Source organism: Kosakonia sp. WA-90, assembly GCF_039871955.1.
Taxonomy (GTDB): domain Bacteria; phylum Pseudomonadota; class Gammaproteobacteria; order Enterobacterales; family Enterobacteriaceae; genus Kosakonia; species Kosakonia oryzendophytica.
The window spans coordinates 1-21,923 of sequence record NZ_JBDPLJ010000003.1; the positions used below are offsets into that span (position 1 = coordinate 1).

Annotated in this window: 21 protein-coding genes; 13 read left to right on the forward strand and 8 right to left on the reverse strand. The window is 51.9% G+C overall.

Annotation, left to right across the window (positions count from 1 at the left end; all coding sequences use genetic code 11):
* Positions 1-422: 422 nt before the first annotated feature.
* Together ABGA49_RS06475 and mdtD are read left to right on the forward strand one after the other, a co-directional pair.
* Positions 423-1,127, forward strand: coding sequence for a FadR/GntR family transcriptional regulator (locus ABGA49_RS06475; RefSeq protein ID WP_061499545.1), 705 nt, complete (start codon positions 423-425; stop codon positions 1,125-1,127).
* 11 nt (positions 1,128-1,138) lie between these two features.
* Positions 1,139-2,557 carry a multidrug transporter subunit MdtD gene (mdtD, locus tag ABGA49_RS06480; RefSeq protein WP_061499548.1) on the forward strand — a complete coding sequence of 473 codons (1,419 nt, stop codon included), beginning with the start codon at positions 1,139-1,141 and terminating at the stop codon, positions 2,555-2,557.
* Here the strand turns inward: mdtD and rbsR are convergent.
* From rbsR to kup, 7 genes are all read right to left on the reverse strand, one after another.
* Entirely contained in the window at positions 2,534-3,517 is a 984-nt protein-coding gene (gene rbsR, locus ABGA49_RS06485; RefSeq protein ID WP_167352676.1) for a ribose operon transcriptional repressor RbsR, read from the reverse strand. The genes mdtD and rbsR overlap by 24 nt on opposite strands.
* A 12-nt stretch (positions 3,518-3,529) precedes the next feature.
* Positions 3,530-4,459 (reverse strand): ribokinase, encoded by a 930-nt coding sequence (rbsK, locus tag ABGA49_RS06490; RefSeq protein WP_061499551.1) that lies wholly within the window; start codon positions 4,457-4,459, stop codon positions 3,530-3,532.
* 111 nt (positions 4,460-4,570) lie between these two features.
* Positions 4,571-5,461 (reverse strand): ribose ABC transporter substrate-binding protein RbsB, encoded by an 891-nt coding sequence (rbsB, locus tag ABGA49_RS06495; RefSeq protein WP_061499555.1) that lies wholly within the window; start codon positions 5,459-5,461, stop codon positions 4,571-4,573.
* A 26-nt stretch (positions 5,462-5,487) separates the two neighbouring features.
* Entirely contained in the window at positions 5,488-6,453 is a 966-nt protein-coding gene (rbsC, locus tag ABGA49_RS06500; protein WP_061499558.1) for a ribose ABC transporter permease, read from the reverse strand.
* A gap of 5 nt (positions 6,454-6,458) precedes the next feature.
* On the reverse strand, positions 6,459-7,964 hold the full coding sequence (rbsA, locus tag ABGA49_RS06505; protein WP_061499560.1) for a ribose ABC transporter ATP-binding protein RbsA: 1,506 nt from the start codon (positions 7,962-7,964) through the stop codon (positions 6,459-6,461).
* A 7-nt stretch (positions 7,965-7,971) separates the two neighbouring features.
* Positions 7,972-8,391, reverse strand: coding sequence for a D-ribose pyranase (rbsD, locus tag ABGA49_RS06510; protein WP_061499562.1), 420 nt, complete (start codon positions 8,389-8,391; stop codon positions 7,972-7,974).
* A 204-nt stretch (positions 8,392-8,595) separates the two neighbouring features.
* The gene (gene kup, locus ABGA49_RS06515) at positions 8,596-10,464 is read right to left on the reverse strand and encodes a low affinity potassium transporter Kup (RefSeq protein WP_061499564.1); all 1,869 of its coding nucleotides are present in this window, start codon (positions 10,462-10,464) and stop codon (positions 8,596-8,598) included.
* A 222-nt stretch (positions 10,465-10,686) separates the two neighbouring features.
* Between kup and ravA the strand changes: the two genes are divergently transcribed.
* Complete coding sequence (gene ravA / locus ABGA49_RS06520; protein WP_061499567.1) at positions 10,687-12,183, forward strand: ATPase RavA; 1,497 nt, start codon at positions 10,687-10,689, stop codon at positions 12,181-12,183.
* Positions 12,177-13,628: an ATPase RavA stimulator ViaA gene (viaA, locus tag ABGA49_RS06525; protein WP_347665329.1), complete on the forward strand. Its 1,452-nt coding sequence runs from the start codon at positions 12,177-12,179 to the stop codon at positions 13,626-13,628. The genes ravA and viaA overlap by 7 nt, the downstream gene beginning before the upstream one ends.
* Here the strand turns inward: viaA and asnA are convergent.
* On the reverse strand, positions 13,625-14,617 hold the full coding sequence (gene asnA, locus ABGA49_RS06530) for an aspartate--ammonia ligase (RefSeq protein ID WP_134319168.1): 993 nt from the start codon (positions 14,615-14,617) through the stop codon (positions 13,625-13,627). The two genes, viaA and asnA, sit on opposite strands and share 4 nt — an antisense overlap.
* A gap of 150 nt (positions 14,618-14,767) precedes the next feature.
* On the opposite strand from asnA, the gene asnC reads away from it, so the two are divergent.
* From asnC to atpH, 9 genes are all read left to right on the forward strand, one after another.
* Positions 14,768-15,226, forward strand: coding sequence for a transcriptional regulator AsnC (gene asnC / locus ABGA49_RS06535; protein WP_007369362.1), 459 nt, complete (start codon positions 14,768-14,770; stop codon positions 15,224-15,226).
* Between the two features lie 119 nt (positions 15,227-15,345).
* Positions 15,346-15,795 (forward strand): FMN-binding protein MioC, encoded by a 450-nt coding sequence (gene mioC, locus ABGA49_RS06540; protein ID WP_088236967.1) that lies wholly within the window; start codon positions 15,346-15,348, stop codon positions 15,793-15,795.
* A 372-nt stretch (positions 15,796-16,167) separates the two neighbouring features.
* On the forward strand, positions 16,168-18,057 hold the full coding sequence (mnmG, locus tag ABGA49_RS06545; RefSeq protein ID WP_061499579.1) for a tRNA uridine-5-carboxymethylaminomethyl(34) synthesis enzyme MnmG: 1,890 nt from the start codon (positions 16,168-16,170) through the stop codon (positions 18,055-18,057).
* Between the two features lie 51 nt (positions 18,058-18,108).
* Positions 18,109-18,732, forward strand: a complete 624-nt coding sequence (rsmG, locus tag ABGA49_RS06550; RefSeq protein WP_134319167.1) for a 16S rRNA (guanine(527)-N(7))-methyltransferase RsmG — start codon at positions 18,109-18,111, stop codon at positions 18,730-18,732.
* 617 nt (positions 18,733-19,349) lie between these two features.
* Entirely contained in the window at positions 19,350-19,730 is a 381-nt protein-coding gene (gene atpI, locus ABGA49_RS06555; RefSeq protein WP_061499585.1) for a F0F1 ATP synthase subunit I, read from the forward strand.
* A gap of 8 nt (positions 19,731-19,738) precedes the next feature.
* Positions 19,739-20,557 carry a F0F1 ATP synthase subunit A gene (gene atpB / locus ABGA49_RS06560; RefSeq protein WP_061499588.1) on the forward strand — a complete coding sequence of 273 codons (819 nt, stop codon included), beginning with the start codon at positions 19,739-19,741 and terminating at the stop codon, positions 20,555-20,557.
* A 48-nt stretch (positions 20,558-20,605) separates the two neighbouring features.
* Complete coding sequence (atpE, locus tag ABGA49_RS06565; RefSeq protein ID WP_000429386.1) at positions 20,606-20,845, forward strand: F0F1 ATP synthase subunit C; 240 nt, start codon at positions 20,606-20,608, stop codon at positions 20,843-20,845.
* Positions 20,846-20,903: 58 nt separating this feature from the next.
* The gene (atpF, locus tag ABGA49_RS06570; protein ID WP_044182687.1) at positions 20,904-21,374 is read left to right on the forward strand and encodes a F0F1 ATP synthase subunit B; all 471 of its coding nucleotides are present in this window, start codon (positions 20,904-20,906) and stop codon (positions 21,372-21,374) included.
* Between the two features lie 13 nt (positions 21,375-21,387).
* Positions 21,388-21,921 carry a F0F1 ATP synthase subunit delta gene (atpH, locus tag ABGA49_RS06575; protein ID WP_061499591.1) on the forward strand — a complete coding sequence of 178 codons (534 nt, stop codon included), beginning with the start codon at positions 21,388-21,390 and terminating at the stop codon, positions 21,919-21,921.
* Positions 21,922-21,923: the final 2 nt, after the last annotated feature.

Sequence of the window (21,923 nt, forward strand, 5' to 3'; positions counted from 1 at the left end):
ATTACGTGTTCACTCGTGAGACTTGGTATTCATTTAGCGTCCGTGGACGTCAAGAATCCATGTCACTTTGAGTGCCCACACAGATTGTCTGATAAATTGTTAAAGAGCAGTGCCGCTGTGTTTTCGCTGCGGCGCGGGGTGTGCATATTACGCTTTCCCGCTGCGAAGTCAACTGAATATTTTCAGAATTCTTCACCTGACAGGCCGGTGTGTTTGCCGTTGTGCCGTGTCAGTGGTGGCGCATTATAGGGAGTTAATTCCGGCTGACAACCCCTAATTTAAAAAAAGTTATCAACCGCGTTTTTTTTCAACAAAGCGCGGCAAAAAGCGGCATGAATTGCTGATTTCGCTGTTTTTACCACCACTGACATATATCGAATGGCATACTAACAGGTGATAACGAGATAAAAGGAAGTGAGAAAATGTCTTTAAACGCACAACAACTTGCCGCACAGAAAAACATCTCATGGGTGCTGGCGGAGAAACTGGCGCGACAAATCCTGAAAGGCAAATATGCGCCAGGCGTTATTCTGCCTGGAGAGATGGAGCTGGGTGAGCAGTTTGGCGTAAGCCGCACCGCCATCAGGGAAGCAGTAAAGACATTAACAGCAAAAGGAATGGTTTTACCCCGTCCGCGTATTGGCACCCGTGTCATGCCACGCGGTAACTGGAACTTTCTGGATAAAGAATTATTGTCCTGGTGGATGAGCGAGGAGAACGTTGAAACCGTTATCCAACACTTTCTGGTAATGCGTAGCAGCCTGGAACCTCAGGCGTGCCTGTTGGCGGCAACTCTGGGCAGCGCGGAACAAAAAGCGCATCTCAATACATTAATGGAAGAGATGGTGATTCTGAAAAAGGATTTTAACCGCGAACGCTGGATAGATGTGGATATGGCCTGGCATGAACATATTTACGCCATGAGTGAAAACCCCTTCCTTATATCGTTCTCCACGCTCTTTCATTCTATTTATCACACCTACTTTACTTCTATAACGCAAAACGAAGTGGTCAAGCTCGACCTTCATCAGGCGATTGTGAATGCCATCCAGGAAAGCGACGGTGAAAGCGCATTCCGGGCATGCCAGATATTACTGACAACGCCTTATGCCCCTACGGCGAAATAACGGGATATTGCATGACAGAGAAGAAAGCACGCAGTATGGCTGGTCTGCCGTGGATTGCGGCAATGGCTTTTTTTATGCAGGCGCTGGACGCCACCATTCTCAACACTGCTTTACCGGCCATCGCGCACAGCCTTGATCGTTCCCCTTTAGCCATGCAATCAGCCATTATTAGTTACACACTGACCGTGGCGATGCTCATCCCGATGAGCGGCTGGCTGGCAGACCGCTTCGGTACGCGGCGGATATTTATGCTAGCCGTGAGTCTGTTTACGCTAGGCTCTCTGGCTTGCGCGCTCTCCAACTCGCTCGCCATGCTGGTAATCTTTCGTGTGATTCAGGGCATCGGCGGAGCAATGATGATGCCGGTAGCCCGTCTGGCGCTGTTGCGCGCTTATCCGCGCAGTGAATTATTGCCAGTGCTTAACTTTGTCACTATGCCAGGCCTGGTCGGGCCGATTCTGGGCCCGGTGATGGGTGGCATTCTGGTGACGTGGGCAAGCTGGCACTGGATCTTTCTGATTAATATCCCCATTGGCCTTGCCGGACTGTTTTACGCACGCAAATATATGCCCAATTTCACCACCCCGCGACGTAGCTTCGACATGGGTGGTTTTTTCCTGTTTGGCTTAAGCCTCGTGCTCTTCTCAAGTGGGATGGAACTGTTTGGCGAAAAACTGGTTGCCACCTGGATTGCGCTCGCCATCATCCTGAGTGGTATTTTGTTACTGCTGGCCTATATCCGCCACGCTAAACGCCACCCGACCCCACTGATTTCACTGAATCTGTTTAGGACACATACTTTTTCCGTCGGCATTGCGGGCAATATTGCATCACGCTTGGGAACCGGCTGTGTTCCTTTTCTGATGCCGCTGATGTTGCAGGTTGGTTTTGGTTATCCGGCGCTGATCGCCGGTTGTATGATGGCCCCTACCGCTCTGGGGTCGATTCTGGCGAAATCCATCGTCACGCAAATACTGCGCAGTCTGGGTTATCGCAAGACACTGGTTGGCATCACGCTTTTTATTGGTTTGATGATTGCACAGTTCTCGCTCCAGTCGCCGTCAATGGCAGTATGGATGCTGATTTTGCCGCTGTTCGTACTGGGAATGGCGATGTCCACGCAGTTCACAGCCATGAACACCATTACGCTGGCGGATTTAACGGATGACAACGCCAGCAGCGGCAATAGCGTGCTGGCGGTAACACAGCAACTGTCGATAAGCCTGGGCGTGGCAGTCAGTGCAGCGGTACTGCGTTTTTATGAAGGGTTTGATAGCGCCAATACAGTGGAACAGTTTCACTATACGTTTATTACGATGGGGGCGATTACACTGGTTTCCGCACTGGTATTTATGCTGCTGAAAGCGAAAGATGGGCGCAACCTGATAAAAGAGCGGAACAGGAAATCAGGCGGAACCGCGCGTCATTAAGATCGGCGTCAGCTGCAACCGTTGCTGTTGCAGATCAGGTTCTGCCATTCGGTGAATCAGTACATCAATCGCCAGCTCGCCCAGTTCATCTTTTGGCTGATGGATAGTGGTGAGCGGCGGCGTCATATAACGCGCCAGTTCAATATCATCATAACCCACGATAGCCATATCCTCCGGGATCTTCAGCCCCGCTTGATACAGCGCCTGATAAGCCCCTACGGCCATTGCATCATTCCCGATAAACACTGCCTGCGGACGCTCGTTCATCGCCAGTAACGACTTCATCGCGTCAAACCCGCCGCCGAACTCAAAATCACTTTCAATTTCATCGCCTTCGCGAATGGTCAGCCCGGCACGAATCATCGCTTCGCGATACCCTTCGAGACGCAAACGCGCCGGTGTTTTATCCAGCGGCCCGGTAATGCAGGCAATACGCGTATAGCCTTTATCAATCAGATACTGCGTCGCCATATCGCCGCCAAACAAGGAGTTATCCTGAATCAGATCGCTGTCGCCATCGAACGGCGCCCAGTCCATCATAACGGTGGGTATAGAAGGATAACGGTGCATGATCTCTTGCGAAGGCTGATGCGTTTCAGTACACAGCAAAAGTAACCCATCAACACGCTTTTGCATCAGCGTCTCCAGGTTACGATTCATCCGCTGCTCATCGCCTTCGGTGTTACACAGCACCAGGCTATAGCCACGCTCAAAACAGCTACGTTCAACGCCGCGCACCAGTTCTGAATAAAAGGGATTCGTACTGGCGGTAATCAGCATGCCGATAGTGCGGGTCTGATTGATCTTCAGACTGCGCGCAAGGGCGGAGGGCGCGTAGTTCAGCGTTTTGATCGCCGCGTCCACCTTTTCACGAATCGCATCACTGACAAAGCGATCGTTATTGATAACGTGGGAAACCGTAGAGGTGGAAACGCCCGCCAGGCGGGCAACATCCTTCATCGTGGCCACGCGTTACCCCTGCTGATGTAGAAAATCATCAATCTCGTTGCGCCAGGGCACAGACGGTTGCGCGCCTTTACGCGTAACGGCAATGGCTGCCGCTGCATGAGCAAAACGAATCGCCTCATCCAGCGGTTTAGCTTCCAGCAATGCGGTTAACAGCGCGCCATTAAACGTATCGCCTGCGGCAATGGTATCGACGGCTTTCACTTTGAAACCGGGTACACGCTTGCCTTCACCTTTCACGCTGGCCCACACGCCGCGGCTACCCAGCGTAATAATAACGGTATTGATACCTTTACCGTGCAACACTTGCGCGGCGCGAGCGGCATCATCATCACTGGAAACATTAATCCCCGTGAGTTTTTCCGCTTCAGTTTCATTAGGCGTAATGATGTCCACCAGCGCCAGCAACTCATCAGAGAGCTCACGTGCCGGTGCCGGGTTCAGTGCGACGAGCGTGCCATTCTGATGAGCAATACGGGCCGCAGCCAGCACGCTCTCTACCGGGGATTCCAACTGCATCAGCAGTGCAGAAGCATCCGCAATAAGCGTGCGTTGCGCATCGACTCTTTCTACGGAGAGCGCCGCATTCGCTCCCGCATGAATACCGATAACATTCTCACCTTCGCCATTAACGAAAATCAGCGCCACGCCGGTAGATTCACCAGCAACAACACTTACCGGAGCAACATCAATGTTGTCGCTTTCCAGCTGCTTACGTACCCGCGTACCGGTGTCATCATCACCAGTACAGGCAATAAACGCGATATCCGCACCGCTGCGTCCGGCGGCGACAGCCTGGTTTGCGCCTTTGCCGCCGAAAGCGACCTGATAGTGACTACCGGTGACGGTTTCGCCCGGCGTAGGGAAGGATTCAAGGTTAAGAATGTGATCGGCATTAATACTACCAAGGACGACGAGTTTGCCTGCGGTTTTCATGATGAACGAGTCCGTAAAGTGCGCCACCGGTGACGGTGGCGCGTGCCATGCTTTTCTTTTTTTTACGTTGTCCCACAAGCCGCAGCGTGTTGCTACGGCCAGAACGCCATATTACTGCTTGATGACCAGTTTCAGGTCAACCGGGTTTTTCGCGTAAACTTTTTCGCCTTTCAGAACCTTATCAGCGGTATCAACACCTTTCGCGCCAATCTGTTCTGGCAGCTGGGCGATAGTCGCTGACAATTTGCCATCATTTACCGCTTTCACACCGTCTGGTGTACCGTCAAAACCTACGACCATAACGTCGGATTTACCGGCAGTTTGCAGCGCACGCAGCGCGCCCAACGCCATTTCATCGTTCTGTGCGAACACAGCCTGCACGTCCGGATGCGCGGTCAGCAGGTTCTGCATGACGTTCAGACCCTTAGTACGATCAAAGTCTGCCGGCTGGCTGGCCAGCACGTTGAATTTATGCGCAGCTACCGCCTGCTGGAAACCTTCACCACGCTCACGTGCTGCAGAGGTACCGGCAATACCCGCCAGTTCGATGACTTTTGCGCCCTCGCCAGCTTTCTTGGCGATATAGTCACCGGCGATTTTGCCGCCCAGTACGTTATCGGAAGCAATATGGCTGACCACTTCACCGCTGGAGGCCACACGGTCAAGGGTGATCACCGGGATTTTCGCCTGGTTAGCCATCTTCACGGCGTTACCCACCGCGTCGGAATCTGTTGGGTTGATCAGCAGCAGTTTGGTGCCACGTACGGTCAAATCCTGAACGTTAGCCAGCTCTTTAGCCGGGTTGTTCTGCGAGTCCAGAACCACCAGGTCATAACCCAGTTTGTCCGCTTCTTTCTGCGCACCATCCTTCAGCGAAACGAAGAACGGGTTGTTCAGCGTAGAAATAACCAGAGCAATAGAGTCTTTTGCCATCGCATTCGCACTTACGGTGGCGCTCAGTGCAACAGCAGAAACCAGAGTGGCCAGTTTTTTCATGTTCATTTTCATGAGTCCTGTTGTGTAGGTAATTACTGCTTTTTGTTGTCTACCAGTACCGCGAGCAGAATCACCACTGCTTTAACGATCATCTGGTAATAGGAGGAAACACTCAGCAAATTCAATCCATTATTGAGGAAGCCAAGGATCAGTGCGCCGATTAACGTCCCGACGATACGACCCTTACCGCCTGCAAGACTGGTCCCACCCAAAACAACCGCGGCGATAGCATCCAGCTCATAACCTGCTCCCGCAGTAGGTTGCGCCGAGGAAAGACGCGCCACTTCAATAATGCCCGCCAGAGAGGCCAACAGGCCACACAGCGAGTAAACGATAACTTTGACTTTATCTACGCTGATACCGGACAAACGCGTAGCGGCTTCGTTACCGCCTAAGGCATAGATATAACGACCCAGGCGGGTGTGATGCAACAGATACCATGCGGCAATAAAGACTATCGCCATGAGCCAGACCGGCGTAGGGATGCCGAAAGGACGACCAATACCGAACCAGCCAAACACATCGGCATTATCCGTAAAGCCGGTGTTGATCGGGCTACCGTTGGTGTAAACCAGCGTCACACCGCGCAACAGCAGCATCATCACCAGCGTGGCGATAAACGCCTGAACACGACCTTTAGCGACAATGGCGCCAGTCAGCGCGCCCACGGCAGCGCCAAGCGCCAGCGCACCAGCAACAGCCACCAGTGCATTCACTTCCATGCCCACCAGCGAAGCCGCGACAGCACCGGTTAGTGCCAACAGAGACCCCACGGACAGGTCGATTCCCGATGTCAGGATCACCAGCGTCATCCCGACGGCCATAATGGCGTTAACCGACGTCTGCTGCAGGATGTTCAACAGGTTGTTGACGGTAAAAAAGTTCGGGCTCATGGTCGAAACGATCGCAATCAGCACCAGCAGGGCAATTAACGATTTTTGTTCCATCAACCATGCTTTGGTGAAATAACGGCGACCAGAAACAGCCTGGGTAGTCATCTTTTTTACTCCTGATTCACACGATTAAGCTTGCCCACAGCGGCAGCCATCAATACTTCCTGAGTGGCCTGCTCGCGCGTGAATTCACCGCCGAGACGCCCTTCATGCATCACCATAATGCGATCGCTCATTCCCAGAACTTCCGGCATCTCCGAAGAGACAAGAATGATGCTCAGGCCATCGGCCTTAAACTGGTTAATTAACTGATAAATTTCTTTCTTCGCCCCGACGTCCACACCACGGGTCGGTTCGTCGAGGATCAACACTTTCGGGCGGGTCATCAGACCGCGTGCAATCGCCACTTTTTGCTGATTCCCGCCGGAGAGCAGCCCAATGGCCTGTTCCATCGAGGGCGTTTTCACATTAAACAGACGAATAAAATCATTTACCGCCTGCTGTTCATCTTTATGCTTCAGCGTGCCACCTGTGTGGCTGAAGTAGCGCAGCGCGGTGAGCGACATGTTCTCTTTAACCGACATGCCAAGCACCAGCCCGTCACGCTTACGATCTTCAGAGATATACACAATGCCGTTTGCCAGCCCATCCTGCGGACTGCGGGTGATCACTTCGTGCCCATCGAGTGTCACATAGCCGCTGGTGCGCGGCAGTGCGCCATACAGCACTTTCATCAGCTCAGTGCGACCGGCCCCCATCAGCCCGGCCACCCCAAGAATTTCACCTTTACGCAGGGTGAAGCTGACGTTATCCACCCCCGGCCCACACAAACTATCGACGGTAAGACGTACTTCACCCGGCGCTTTATCCAGACGCGGGTACTGATCTTCCAGCTTACGGCCAACCATCATTTCGATCAGCGTATCTTCGGTCAGCGTTGCAACTTCGCGCTCGGCAATAAATTGCCCGTCACGGAAAACCGTCACGTCATCGCAAATCTCGAAGATCTCTTTCATTCGGTGGGAGATATAAACAATGCCACGCCCTTGCGCTTTCAGTTCGCGGATCACGCGAAACAGCGATTCGGTTTCGGTGTCGGTCAGGGCATCGGTCGGTTCATCCATAATGATGACCTGCGATTCGTAGCTCATCACTTTAGCGATTTCGACCATTTGCTGATCGCCGATGGATAGCTCGCCCACAAGACGGTTACTCTTAAAGCGCAGATTCAGTTTCGCCAGCAGTTTGTCGGCGTCGGCAAACATCTTTTTCCAGTCGATTTTGCCAAAACGGTTCACAAACTCACGGCCAAGGAAAATGTTCTCGGCAATGGTCAACTGCGGGATCAGGTTCAGTTCCTGGTGAATGATACCAATGCCGGCTTCCTGGGAAGATTTAGGACCGGTGAAGGTGGTCTCTTTCCCCAGCCAAAGTAGCGAACCCGCATCTCGCGTGTAGATGCCGGTCAGTACTTTCATCATGGTGGATTTACCGGCGCCATTTTCCCCGACCAGCGCCATCACGCGGCCGGGGTAAACATTCAGCGCCGCGCCGGAGAGGGCTTTTACGCCGGGGAATGCTTTATCGATTCCCTTGAGTTGCAATAACGCGTCCATGAGGGCCTCAGAATGTGACGCCAGCACAGAGAATGATATTCGCAAACGGGGAACACTCCCCGCTGCGAATAACCGCATGACTGTCCGCGGTGTGTTTTTTGAACTGCTCGTGCGTAACGTACTGCACGGCTATGGTATTTCCCTGGTGTTGTTGCAGTTGCTCAATATGGCTGAGCAACGTTTCGTGGAGCTGCGGATTATATTGTTTAATTTCCGACGCTAAGATAGCGGCCTCAACCTGCATTTCCGTTGTCACCACTTCCAGCACTTGCATGAAGGAAGGAACGCCCTGTGTTAATGCCATATCCACACGTTGTGTGCTACGTGGCACCGGCAACCCGGCATCACACACCACCAGCGTATCGGTATGACCAAGACGAGAGATGACCGACGAAATGTCAGCGTTCAGTACACGACCTTTTTTCATATTTTATGCTCCACTAGCGAAACGTTTCGCTGAACGCAGTGTAGTATGAAGAATGCTCAGAAAACCATCCCGGCATTACAGAAGTGTGATCGATATCGAAACGTTTCGCTTGTGGAAATGATGAAAAAAACAGCTTTTCTTGCTTAAGCAAAATTTACAGCAATTAATAACAAAAACCCCTCATTGCGAGGGGTTTAATCAGGACTAAATTTCGACCTGGGTTCCCAGTTCTATCACCCTGTTAGGCGGGATCTCAAACTGATCGGGAGCGCGCAACGCATTTCGCTGCAACACCAGGTAAAGTTTACCGCGTAGCCGCAGATACCATGGACGTTTGCCGACGATCAGCGATTCATGCGACATAAAGAAAGAAGTTTCCATCATGCGGCAATTGAGGCCTTCAAGCCCGCAACGGTGAAACACTTCCTCCACGTTCGGCGTTTCACGCCAGCCGTAGCTGGCCACAACACGCCAGAAAGTTGGCGAGAGTTGCTCTATCTGCACGCGACGAACGTTATGCACATAAGGCGCATCTTCGGTACGCAGCGTCAGCAGGATGACACGCTCATGCAACACTTTGTTATGCTTAAGGTTATGCAGCATAGCGAATGGAATAACGTTCAGCGCACGGGACATATACACCGCAGTCCCGGGCACACGTACCGGCGGTGATTTCTCCAGCGATGCAATCATCGCTTCGAGAGAGTTACCGTGTTCATGCATGCGACGCAGTAAACGGAAACGCTCGCTTTTCCAGGTGGTCATCACCAGGAACATCACCAGACCCAGGCTTAACGGCAACCAGCCGCCGGAAACAATCTTATCGAGGTTTGCCGAAAACAGCGGCACATCAATACACAGGAACAACGTGAGGATCAGCGCAACAAATAGCTTATTCCAGTGCCAGTTATTTCGCGCCACCGTGGTAGAAAGGATCGATGTCAGCACCATTGTCCCGGTTACGGCAATACCATACGCCGCCGCAAGGTTACTGGAGTGTTCAAAGCTGACAATCACCAGCACCACCGCAAAGTAGAGCAGCCAGTTTATAAAGGGGATATAGATCTGCCCGGACTCCATTTCCGAGGTATGGATAATACGCATCGGGGCAAGGTAACCCAAACGCACAGCCTGGCGGGTCAGTGAGAAGACACCTGAAATAACGGCTTGTGAGGCAATGACCGTCGCCAGGGTGGCAATGATCAGCATAGGAATAAGCGCCCATTCAGGTGCCAGTAAAAAGAACGGGTTTTTGATCGCTTCCGGCGTTTTCAGCAGCAATGCGCCCTGGCCAAAATAGTTCAGCGCCAGAGAGGGCAGCACCACAATAAACCACGCCACGCGAATCGGCAGTTTGCCAAAGTGCCCCATATCCGCATACAGCGCTTCTACCCCGGTAATGGAAAGCACCACCGCACCCAGCGCAACAAACGAGATCGCTTTGTACTGAACGAAGAAATTGACTGCCCATACAGGGTTCAGTGCCTGCAACACTTCCGGATTAGACAAAATTCCACGTGCACCCAGCACCGCCAGAATTAAAAACCACGCCAGCATAATCGGTGCAAACAGCTTCCCCACAAGCCCGGTGCCATGTTTTTGGATCGCGAACAGTAAGGTTAAGACGACGATAGAGAGCGGAACAATCCATGAGTCGAGCGACGGCGCGACAATTTCCAGCCCTTCAATAGCCGACATAACAGAGATTGCGGGGGTGATGACCACTTCTCCATAGAAAAAACTGCCGCCTATGAGCCCCATAATCACCAGTACGGAAGTCATTCTGGCAGACGTATTGCGCCCCGCCAGCGACATCAGCGTCAGGATCCCGCCCTCACCGGCGTTATCCGCCCGCATGACGAACGTCAGGTATTTAATGGAGACGACAAAAACCAGCAGCCAGAAAATCAGCGATAAGAAACCGAAAACGGCATCACGCTCAACGCCGAAACCGAACTGACCAGACAAACATTCACGAAGCGTATAAAGCGGGCTGGTACCAATATCACCGTAGACAACCCCAATAGCCGCGAGTGTTACCGCGGGTAACGATTGCTTATTATCAGTGCTCATAGACTAATCTTTTGTTGAAATGACAAATGTGTGCTTAGTCCCTTGGCCCACAAAAAGCGCACAGTATGCACGATTATTTGCGAAATCGTACCCCTAAATGCGGCCACGTTAATCTGGAGCAAAGAAAATAAAGCTGTTCTTCAGTCTATTACAAGCCCTTACAGGAACGTCTATACTCGCTTTTGCAAGCCGGATAACACGGCGAAAGGACGCAAATCTATTATGGCTCACTCGCATTTATTAGCTGAAAGAATTTCCCGCTTAAGCAGCGCGCTGGAGAAAGGCCTCTTTGAGCGTAGCCACGCCATTCGGCTATGCCTGCTGGCAGCCCTGAGTGGAGAGAGCGTATTTCTATTGGGCCCGCCAGGTATCGCCAAGAGTCTGATTGCCCGTCGTCTGAAATTCGCCTTTAAACATGCCCGCGCCTTCGAATATCTGATGACCCGCTTCTCTACGCCAGAGGAAGTTTTTGGCCCGCTCTCGATCCAGGCGCTAAAAGATGAAGGGCGCTATGAACGCTTAACCAGCGGCTATCTGCCGGAAGCTGAAATCGTTTTTCTGGATGAGATATGGAAAGCGGGTCCCGCCATTCTCAATACCTTGCTGACCGCAATTAATGAACGGCGTTTTCGCAACGGTGCCAGCGAAGAGAAAATCCCTATGCGTCTGCTGGTGGCGGCGTCTAACGAACTACCGGAGGCAGACAGCAGCCTCGAAGCGCTGTATGACCGTATGTTGATTCGTCTGTGGCTGGACAAGGTTCAGGAAAAGGGGAACTTCCGCTCGATGCTGATCAGTCAGCAGGATGAAAATGACAATCCGGTGGCGAAAGAGCTACAGATCACCGATGAAGAGTACCTCAACTGGCAGCACGAGATCGGGCAGGTCAAACTGCCGGACCATGTCTTTGAGCTGATTTATACGCTGCGCCAGCAGCTTGATGCTTTACCAAACGCACCTTATGTTTCCGATCGTCGATGGAAAAAGGCCATCCGACTGTTGCAATCCAGCGCCTTTTTTAGCGGTCGTGACGCCGTTGCGCCAATAGATTTGATCCTGCTGAAGGACTGCCTGTGGCACGATGCGCAGAGTATGAATCTGCTGCAACAACAGTTAGATATTTTGATGACCGGGCACGCATGGCAGCAGCAAGCGATGCTGGCGCAACTGAGCAGCATAGCTCAGCAGAATATGCGGCTTCAGCAACAGCAAAGCGATAAAACAGCGCTCAAAGTCAGCCGTCAGGGCGGTATGTTCAGCCGTCGACCGCATTATGACTTGCCGGAAGATCTGGACGACCCGGTACTGACCTTGTTGTTGCAAAAGCCGCTGAAACTGCACGATATGCAGGTTATTCATGTCACCATTGAACGCAATGCGCTGGCGCAATGGCTGACAAAAGGCGGGGAGATCCGCGGTAAGCTCAACGGCATTGGTTTTGCGCAACCGCTTGATCTGGAAGTGGACACCAGCCTGCATCTGCTGATCCGCGACGTCAGTTTACAAGGATCGCGCCTCGCGCTGCCGGGTGCTACGCCGGAAAACGTTCCGGAAGAGATCAAACAACAGCTTGAAGCGCTGGATAACACCTGGCATCAGCAGCACACCCGTTTTAGCGAACAGCAGAAATGCCTGTTTATCGCCAGCGACTGGTTAGGTCGCATTGAAGCCAGCTTGCAGGACGTCAGAGCGCAAATCCAACAGGCGCGTCAATGCTAACGCTGGATACCCTCAATGTCATGATGACCGTCAGCGAGGAGGCGATGATTGAAGAGCTCATCGTCGCCCTGCTGGCATCGCCGCAACTGGCGCTGTTTTTTGAAAAATTTCCTCGCCTGAAACAGGCCATCACTGACGATGTACCCCGCTGGCGTGAAGCGCTGAGAAAACACCTTAAAGAGACCGCCGTTCCGCCAGAACTGGCAGAAGAAGTGTTGAGTTACCAACAAAACCAGCTCCTGTCGACATCGCAGTTTATTGTTCAGTTGCCGCAAATTCTCGCGTTACTGGATAAGCTCCATTCGCCATATGCCGCCCAGGCCAGACAGATGGTAGCGGATAACGCCCTCTTCACACCTGCGCTGCATACGCTGTTTTTACAACGTTGGCGCCTGAGCCTTGTGGTGCAGACCACCACCTTTAATCAGCAATTGCTGGATGAGGAACGCGATCGGCTGCTCAGTGAAGTACAGGAACGTATGACCCTGAGCGGTCAGTTGGAGCCCGTGCTGATTGAAAACGAAAATGCGGCAGGCCGGTTATGGGATATGAGTGCAGGGCAGCTTAAACGCGGCGATTATCAGTTAATCATTAAATATGGTGAGTTTCTCAATCAGCAGCCGGAACTTCAGCATCTGGCCGAACAGCTTGGTCGCTCACGTGAAGCAAAATCCGTCCCCCGTAAAGATGCGCCAATGGAGACATTCCGTACACTGGTGCGTGAACCGGCAACGGTTCCGGAGCAAGTCGACGGGCTGCATCAAAGCGATGATATTTTGCGGCTGTTGCCGCCCGAACTGGCCACACTGGGGATCACTGAGCTGGAATATGAGTTTTATCGCCGGCTGGTGGAAAAACAGTTACTCACTTACCGGCTACACGGCGATGCATGGCGGGAAAAAGTGACCGAACGACCGGTTATTCATCAGGAATTCGATGAACAACCGCGCGGACCTTTTATCGTCTGTGTCGATACCTCAGGTTCAATGGGCGGTTTTAATGAACAGTGTGCAAAGGCATTTTGCCTGGCGTTGATGCGCGTCGCACTGGCCGATAAGCGGCGCTGCTACATTATGCTTTTCTCCAGTGAAGTGGTGCGCTACGAACTGACGAGCGCCGAAGGCCTGGAGCAGGCAATTCGTTTTCTCAGTCAGCGTTTTCGCGGCGGAACCGATTTGGCGAGCTGTTTCCGCGCCATTGTGGAACGCATGCAGGGCGGCGAATGGTACGACGCCGATGCGGTAGTGATCTCTGACTTTATCGCCCAGCGTTTGCCGGACGATGTGGTGAATAAAGTGAAGGAACTGCAACACGTTCATCAGCATCGCTTTCATGCGGTGGCGATGTCCGTGCATGGCAAACCCGGCATCATGCGCATCTTCGACCATATCTGGCGCTTCGATACCGGGATGCGTAGCCGCCTGCTGCGGCGCTGGCGGCGTTAAAGCAGACCGGAAACCTGCTTGCGGACGTGTTCCGGCCACACACCGCATTGAACCTGGCCAATGTGCGGCAACTGCAATAACAGCATCGTCAGTCGGGATTGACCAATACCGCCGCCAATGGTTTGTGGCATCTCTCCGCGCAACAGCGCCTGGTGCCACTCAAGCTGTAGCCTGTCTTCATCACCCGTCAGTTTAAGTTGACGTGTTAACGCATCCGCATCAACGCGAATGCCCATGGAAGAGAGTTCCAACGCATCTTCCAGTACCGGGTTCCAGACCAGAATATCGCCGTTCAGGCCGCTGAAGCCACCTTCTGCCACGGTACTCCAGTCATCATAATCCGGCGCGCGAACGTCATGGCGTTTACCGTCACTTAGCTTACCGCCGATGCCCATCAGAAATACCGCGCCCAGCTCTTTGGCGATGGCTCTTTCACGACCTTTGGCATCCAGATCCGGGAAACGGCTGCGCAGCGTTTCACTGTGCACAAAATGGATCTGTTCAGGCAGAAAGGGCACCAGACCAAATCGTTCACTGACTTCTGCTTCCGTGGCTTTGATCCCGGCCCAGATCGCTCGAACGGTCTCTTTTAAGGTCGAGGTATGGCGTTCACCGTCACCCAGCACTCGTTCCCAGTCCCACTGATCCACATAAACAGAGTGAATCGGAGAAAGGCGGTCTTCATCCGGACGCAGGGCTTTCATATGTGTGTATAGCCCCTCTCCGGCACTGAAGTCGTGTTGACCCAGCGTCTGTCGTTTCCATTTCGCCAGAGAGTGCACGACTTCAAAGCGGGCCTCCGGCAATGTCTTCACATTGACCTGCACCGCTTTCTCGCTACCGGACAGATTATCCTGAGTACCATCCCCAACACGGCTGAGAATCGGCGCCTGCACTTCAATCAGGCCCAATTTTTCTTCAAGCTGGCGGGAAAAAAAGGATTTCACAAAGGCGATCTGGCGTTGTTTAGCGATGTAAGCGGTTTTCATTATTTAACTCCTGTGTCCTGTTGCTTTTAATTAAGCAACAAAATGACATCGCAACTCAATAATCATCAATTAAAAAGCCACCAGTGCTTTTGAATCGATAAAATCACAGGTTAAAATGGAAAGAATCACTATTCTTCATAAGAAAATCCTATGGAAAATTATCAGATCGACAATCTGGACCGCGGCATTCTCGACGCCTTAATGGCGAATGCGCGTACTGCTTACGCCGAACTGGCTAAACAATTTGGCGTAAGCCCCGGCACCATTCATGTTCGCGTAGAGAAAATGAAGCAGGCCGGGATCATCACCGGTGCGCGCATTGACGTCAGCCCGAAGCAACTGGGTTACGATGTGTGCTGCTTTATCGGCATCATTCTGAAGAGCGCAAAAGATTACCCTTCCGCGCTGGCAAAACTCGAAAGCCTGGAAGAGGTGACCGAGGCGTATTACACCACCGGCCATTACAGTATCTTTATAAAGGTGATGTGCCGATCAATCGATGCCCTCCAGCAAGTACTTATCAACAAGATCCAAACAATCGATGAAATTCAGTCCACCGAAACATTGATCTCCCTGCAAAACCCGATCATGCGTACCATCCGCCCTTAACCGGGCGTTTTCATCCCTGAGTAATACCCGTATTGTCCACAGGTAGATCCCAGCCCGTTCACAGCGTACAATGCACCTCTATTTGTCGCCGGATGGCGAATAAAACGGAGCGGGGCTTCATGGCAGACATCACGCTGATTAGCGGCAGTACGCTTGGCGGTGCGGAATATGTTGCAGAACATCTGGCGGAAAAGCTGGAAGATGCAGGTTTTAGCACTGAGACGTTACATGGCCCGCTACTAGAGGATCTTGCGCCGCAGGGGATATGGCTGGTGGTCAGTTCAACCCACGGTGCGGGCGATCTTCCAGAAAACCTGCAGCCGTTTTTGGATGATTTGAATGAACAGAAACCGGATCTTTCCCGGGTTCGCTTTGGCGCGATCGGTATTGGTAGCCGTGAATATGACACCTTCTGCCAGGCGATCGAAAAACTGGAAGCGTCTTTAAAGGCAAACGGCGCCAGACAGATCGGCGAAACACTGAAGATCAACATTCTGGATCACGATATTCCGGAAGATCCCGCAGAGGAATGGTTGGGATCCTGGAAAAATTTACTCAATAATGATTAAAGATCGTGCGATCAGATGTGGATAACTCTGCTTAAAAGGTCTTACTAACCGGTAGTTATCCAAAGAATAACGCGTGTTCACTTTTTTAGTTGTGTATAACATCGCATTCTGATCCCAGCTTATACGGCCCAGGATCACCGATCATTCACAGCTAATGATCCAGCCTAATGAATTGATCTTAAAGTGATGATCCGGCTTATCCACAAGCGACCGCGATCCTAATAAGAGATCACAATAGAACAGATCTCTCTACATAAAAGATCTTCTTTTTAATACCCGGGATCCGGATCTTTCTCACTGGACTAAAGTTGAGTAGAATCCACGACCCGGGCTTCAACCCAATTTCTAACCGCTCAGGCGAGGCATACCACCATGTTTTATCCGGATCCTTTTGACGTCATTATCATTGGCGGGGGTCATGCAGGCACTGAGGCCGCAATGGCAGCAGCGCGTATGGGTCAACAGACCCTGCTTTTGACACACAATATCGACACGCTGGGGCAGATGAGTTGCAACCCGGCGATCGGCGGTATTGGGAAAGGACACCTGGTGAAAGAAGTGGATGCCCTGGGCGGACTGATGGCGAAAGCGATCGATCAGGCAGGCATTCAGTTTAGAATACTAAACGCCAGCAAAGGCCCGGCTGTCCGGGCAACCCGCGCTCAAGCGGATCGCGTGCTTTACCGCCAGGCTGTACGTACCGCGCTGGAAAACCAGCCGAACCTGATGATCTTCCAGCAGGCGGTTGAAGATCTGATCGTTGAAAACGATCGTGTGGTAGGCGCCGTTACTCAGATGGGGCTGAAATTCCGCGCCAAAGCGGTTGTGCTGACCGTAGGGACATTCCTTGACGGCAAAATTCATATTGGTCTGGATAACTACAGCGGTGGCCGCGCAGGCGATCCGCCGTCGATTCCTCTGTCACGCCGTTTGCGTGAACTGCCGCTACGCGTAAGCCGTCTGAAAACCGGGACACCGCCGCGTATTGATGCGCGCACGATCGATTTCAGCGTACTGGCGCAGCAGCATGGTGATAACCCAATGCCGGTCTTCTCGTTTATGGGAAATGCTGCCCAGCATCCGCGCCAGGTACCGTGCTACGTTACGCACACCAATGAAAAAACCCACGACGTGATCCGCAATAACCTCGATCGTAGCCCGATGTATGCCGGCGTGATCGAAGGGATCGGTCCACGTTATTGTCCGTCGATCGAAGACAAAGTGATGCGCTTTGCCGATCGCAACCAGCATCAGATCTTCCTTGAACCGGAAGGACTGACCTCTAACGAAATTTATCCGAACGGCATCTCCACTAGCTTGCCGTTCGATGTGCAAATGCAGATTGTCCGTTCAATGCAAGGGATGGAAAACGCCAAAATCGTTCGTCCGGGTTATGCCATTGAGTACGATTTCTTCGATCCGCGCGACCTGAAACCGACCCTGGAAAGTAAATTCATTCATGGTCTGTTCTTTGCTGGCCAAATCAACGGTACCACCGGTTACGAAGAAGCCGCGGCGCAGGGGTTGCTGGCAGGTCTGAACGCCGCACGCGCCTCCGCTGACAAAGAGGGTTGGGCACCACGCCGTGATCAGGCTTATCTCGGCGTACTGGTGGACGATCTTTGCACACTCGGCACCAAAGAGCCGTACCGTATGTTTACGTCTCGCGCGGAATATCGCCTGATGCTGCGTGAAGACAACGCGGATTTACGTTTGACAGAAGCCGGTCGTGAACTGGGCCTGGTGGACGATGCGCGTTGGGCGCGCTTCAATGAGAAACTGGAAAGCATTGAACGTGAGCGTCAACGCCTGAAATCACAATGGGTATCACCGGCTTCTGAACATGCGCCAGCGGTTAATACGCTGCTGACTGCGCCGTTGTCTCGCGAAGCCAGCGGTGAAGATCTGCTTCGTCGCCCTGAAATGACTTACCAGCAATTGGTGCAGCTGACGCCATTCTCCCCTGGTCTGGACGATCCGCAAGCCGCTGAGCAGGTGGAAATTCAGGTGAAATACGAGGGATACATCGCGCGTCAGCAGGATGAAATCGAGAAACAGCAGCGCAATGAAAACACCTTGCTGCCTGCCACACTGGATTATCGTCAGGTGAACGGACTGTCTAACGAAGTGATCGCGAAACTCAACGATCATAAACCGTCTTCCATCGGTCAGGCGTCACGCATCTCCGGGATCACTCCCGCAGCCATCTCCATTCTGCTGGTATGGTTGAAAAAACAAGGTATGCTGCGCCGTAGCGCATAATCGTCGTCGTATGCCCGGTCTACCGGGCATAGCAATCCCAGGGTATCAACCGTGCTTAACAAACTCTCTCGTCTGCTGGATGAAGCTGGCATTTCGTTGTCCGATCACCAGCAGCAACAACTGGTGGGTTACGTCAACCTGCTGCACAAATGGAACAAAGCCTACAACCTGACGTCGGTACGCGATCCTAACGAGATGCTGATCCGCCATATACTCGACAGTATCGTGGTGGCGCCTTATCTGCAGGGTTCGCGCTTTATCGATGTTGGCACCGGGCCTGGTTTACCCGGGATTCCCCTCTCTATCGTTCGTCCTGAATCGCATTTCACGCTGCTTGATAGCTTGGGCAAGCGCGTGCGCTTTTTGCGTCAGGTCCAGCATGAATTGCATCTTGAAAATATCGCACCTGTGCAGAGCCGTGTGGAAGACTTCCCTGCGGAACCGCCGTTTGATGGGGTGATCAGTCGGGCTTTTGCTTCGCTGAATGACATGGTGAGCTGGTGTCAGCATTTGCCTGGAGCGCAAGGCCGTTTTTACGCGCTGAAAGGATTGGTGCCAGACGATGAGATTTCTCTGTTGCCTGCTGAATTTACGGTGGAAAGTATTGAGAAACTGTATGTTCCGCACCTTGAAGGCGAACGCCATCTGGTGGTTGTTAAGGCAAATAAAGTTTAATTTTTATCAAAAAATGTAGAATTCGTGCTGTTCTCAGGATGTTAAAAATCGACATAAAAAGCGGTGATACGTTCAGTTACATTTAACCAGACATTTACCAGGATTTATCCGACTTTTAACGTCATTTTTATTCTTCACCGGAAGAATAGTCAACTGCGAAAATATCAGCGCGCTAAAAGTCGGCGCTGATAATCAAAAATAGATGTTAAATAATTATTATAAATGTCAATGAAACGTTTTTGTTATATTTGCGGCTGTTTTAAAAAGAGTTGTGATAATTCGTCTTAAATATCAGAAAGATGAAAAGTCACAATTTACGGGCGTGATTAATATGACCGACGCATAAATGTTTGTTTTGTGACCTGGTGCACGCTTTGGTAGCAGGTTTTTCGCGTTATTTGCAGTTTTGCCCGAAGGTTCACAGTTTCGACAAAAGTTGAAAAATAGCCATCGGGAAAATTATTTAAACATTTATTCACCTTTTCGCTACTTATTGTTTGAAATCACGAGGCCGAACCGTATAATTTGACCGCTTTTTGCTGCTTGACTCCGGGCCTTAAAGAACGTTTTATACGACACGCGGCATACCTCAAAGGGAGCAGGAGTAAAGAAACGTGATGTCTGTGTCGCTCTTTAGTCGAAACGTTGCACGCAAGCTTCTGCTTATTCAGTTTCTGGCAGTAATGGCAAGTGGATTGCTGTTTAGCCTCAAAGACCCCTTCTGGGGCATTTCCGCCGTGTGCGGAGGTATGGCAGTCTTATTGCCAAACATGTTGTTTATGATTTTTGCCTGGCGTCATCAGGCGCTTACACCTGCTAAAGGCCGAGTGGCCTGGACCTTCGCCCTCGGTGAAGCAATCAAGGTGTTGGTGACATTCGTGTTGCTGGTGGTGGCGCTGGCGGTATTCAGGGTGGCGTTTTTGCCGCTGATAGTCACGTGGGTTTCGGTGCTGGTAGTTCAGATACTGGCACCCGCTGTAATTAACAACAAAGGGTAAGAGGCATCATGTCTGCAGGAGAAATCTCAACACCGCAGGAGTACATAGGTCACCATCTGAATAACCTTCAGATCGATCTTCGTACGTTCTCGCTGGTGGATCCGCATAACCCCCCGGCCACCTTCTGGACGCTCAATATCGACTCCATGTTTTTCTCGGTGGTACTGGGTCTGTTGTTCCTGATGATGTTCCGTAGCGTAGCGAAAAAAGCCACCAGCGGCGTCCCGGGAAAATTCCAGACTGCAATTGAGCTGGTGATTGGTTTTGTCCATGGTAGCGTCAAAGACATGTACCACGGCAAAAGCAAACTTATCGCTCCGTTGGCCCTGACGATCTTCGTCTGGGTATTCCTGATGAACCTGATGGATTTGCTGCCTATCGATTTTCTCCCGCTTATCGGCGAGAAGGTTCTGGGGCTGCCTGCGCTGCGTGTGGTGCCGTCTGCAGACGTCAACATCACGCTGTCTATGGCGCTGGGCGTATTTATCCTGATTCTGTTCTACAGCATCAAAATGAAGGGTATTGGCGGTTTCGCTAAAGAGCTGACTCTCCAGCCGTTCAACCATCCGGTATTTATTCCGGTAAACCTTATCCTTGAGGGCGTGAGCCTGCTGTCCAAACCGGTTTCTCTCGGTCTGCGACTGTTTGGCAACATGTACGCGGGTGAGTTGATTTTCATTCTGATCGCGGGTCTTCTGCCGTGGTGGTCACAGTGGGTTCTGAATGTGCCATGGGCCATTTTCCACATCCTGATCATTACGCTGCAAGCCTTTATTTTCATGGTTCTGACGATCGTCTATCTGTCGATGGCATCTGAAGAGCATTGATTTTTAACAACACTACTACGTTTTAACTGAAACAAACTGGAGACTGTCATGGAAAACCTGAATATGGATCTGCTGTACATGGCTGCCGCTGTGATGATGGGTCTGGCGGCAATCGGTGCTGCGATCGGTATCGGCATCCTCGGGGGCAAATTCCTGGAAGGCGCAGCGCGTCAACCTGATCTGATTCCTCTGCTGCGTACTCAGTTCTTTATCGTTATGGGTCTGGTGGATGCTATCCCGATGATCGCTGTGGGTCTGGGTCTGTACGTGATGTTTGCTGTCGCGTAGTAAGAGTTGCTTTCCAAGCAATTGTTTAGAACGTTAACCAGATAAGAGGCATTGTGCTGTGAATCTAAACGCAACAATCCTCGGCCAGGCCATCGCGTTTGTCCTGTTCGTTCTGTTCTGCATGAAGTATGTATGGCCGCCGTTGATGGCTGCCATTGAAAAACGTCAGAAAGAAATTGCTGACGGTCTCGCTTCCGCAGAACGAGCTAAAAAGGACCTTGACCTTGCACAGGCCAATGCGACCGACCAGCTGAAAAAAGCGAAAGCAGAAGCTCAGGTAATCATCGAACAGGCGAACAAACGCCGTGCTCAGATCCTGGACGAAGCGAAAGCAGAAGCCGAGCAGGAACGTACCAAAATCGTGGCGCAGGCGCAGGCGGAAATTGACGCCGAGCGTAAACGTGCTCGCGAAGAGCTGCGTAAACAAGTGGCTCTGCTGGCTGTAGCCGGCGCCGAGAAAATCATTGAGCGTTCCGTGGATGAAGCTGCTAACAGCGACATCGTGAATAAACTGGTCGCTGAACTGTAAGGAGGAGGGGCTGATGTCTGAATTTGTAACGGTAGCTCGCCCCTACGCCAAAGCAGCTTTTGACTTTGCCGTTGAAAACCAAAGTGTTGATCGCTGGCAGGATATGCTGGCGTTTGCCGCCGAGGTGACTAAAAACGAGCAAATGGCCGAGCTCCTCTCCGGTGCATTAGCACCGGAAACGCTCGCTGAGTCGTTTATCGCCATCTGTGGGGAGCAACTGGACGCCAAAGGTCAGAACCTGATTCGGGTAATGGCTGAAAATGGACGTCTGAAAGTGCTCCCTGATGTTCTTGAGCAGTTTGTTCATTTGCGTGCAGCCAGCGAGGCTACAGCAGACGTTGAAGTCACGTCCGCAACCGCATTGAGCGAAGAGCAGCTCACGAAAATCAGCGCAGCGATGGAAAAACGACTGTCACGTAAAGTGAAGCTGAATTGCAAAATCGATAAGTCTGTTATGGCAGGCGTTATCATCCGAGCGGGTGATACTGTGATTGATGGCAGCGTTCGCGGCCGTCTTGAACGCCTTGCAGACGTCTTGCAGTCTTAAGG

Bases quoted from the DNA above. Each gene is read 5' to 3' on its own strand.
- ABGA49_RS06475 (WP_061499545.1), top strand. From the start codon at position 423: ATGTCTTTAAACGCACAACAACTTGCCGCACAGAAAAACATCTCATGG.
- mdtD (WP_061499548.1), top strand. From the start codon at position 1,139: ATGACAGAGAAGAAAGCACGCAGTATGGCTGGTCTGCCGTGGATTGCG.
- rbsR (WP_167352676.1), bottom strand. From the start codon at position 3,517: ATGAAGGATGTTGCCCGCCTGGCGGGCGTTTCCACCTCTACGGTTTCC.
- rbsK (WP_061499551.1), bottom strand. From the start codon at position 4,459: ATGAAAACCGCAGGCAAACTCGTCGTCCTTGGTAGTATTAATGCCGAT.
- rbsB (WP_061499555.1), bottom strand. From the start codon at position 5,461: ATGAACATGAAAAAACTGGCCACTCTGGTTTCTGCTGTTGCACTGAGC.
- rbsC (WP_061499558.1), bottom strand. From the start codon at position 6,453: ATGACTACCCAGGCTGTTTCTGGTCGCCGTTATTTCACCAAAGCATGG.
- rbsA (WP_061499560.1), bottom strand. From the start codon at position 7,964: ATGGACGCGTTATTGCAACTCAAGGGAATCGATAAAGCATTCCCCGGC.
- rbsD (WP_061499562.1), bottom strand. From the start codon at position 8,391: ATGAAAAAAGGTCGTGTACTGAACGCTGACATTTCGTCGGTCATCTCT.
- kup (WP_061499564.1), bottom strand. From the start codon at position 10,464: ATGAGCACTGATAATAAGCAATCGTTACCCGCGGTAACACTCGCGGCT.
- ravA (WP_061499567.1), top strand. From the start codon at position 10,687: ATGGCTCACTCGCATTTATTAGCTGAAAGAATTTCCCGCTTAAGCAGC.
- viaA (WP_347665329.1), top strand. From the start codon at position 12,177: ATGCTAACGCTGGATACCCTCAATGTCATGATGACCGTCAGCGAGGAG.
- asnA (WP_134319168.1), bottom strand. From the start codon at position 14,617: ATGAAAACCGCTTACATCGCTAAACAACGCCAGATCGCCTTTGTGAAA.
- asnC (WP_007369362.1), top strand. From the start codon at position 14,768: ATGGAAAATTATCAGATCGACAATCTGGACCGCGGCATTCTCGACGCC.
- mioC (WP_088236967.1), top strand. From the start codon at position 15,346: ATGGCAGACATCACGCTGATTAGCGGCAGTACGCTTGGCGGTGCGGAA.
- mnmG (WP_061499579.1), top strand. From the start codon at position 16,168: ATGTTTTATCCGGATCCTTTTGACGTCATTATCATTGGCGGGGGTCAT.
- atpI (WP_061499585.1), top strand. From the start codon at position 19,350: ATGTCTGTGTCGCTCTTTAGTCGAAACGTTGCACGCAAGCTTCTGCTT.
- atpB (WP_061499588.1), top strand. From the start codon at position 19,739: ATGTCTGCAGGAGAAATCTCAACACCGCAGGAGTACATAGGTCACCAT.
- atpE (WP_000429386.1), top strand. From the start codon at position 20,606: ATGGAAAACCTGAATATGGATCTGCTGTACATGGCTGCCGCTGTGATG.
- atpH (WP_061499591.1), top strand. From the start codon at position 21,388: ATGTCTGAATTTGTAACGGTAGCTCGCCCCTACGCCAAAGCAGCTTTT.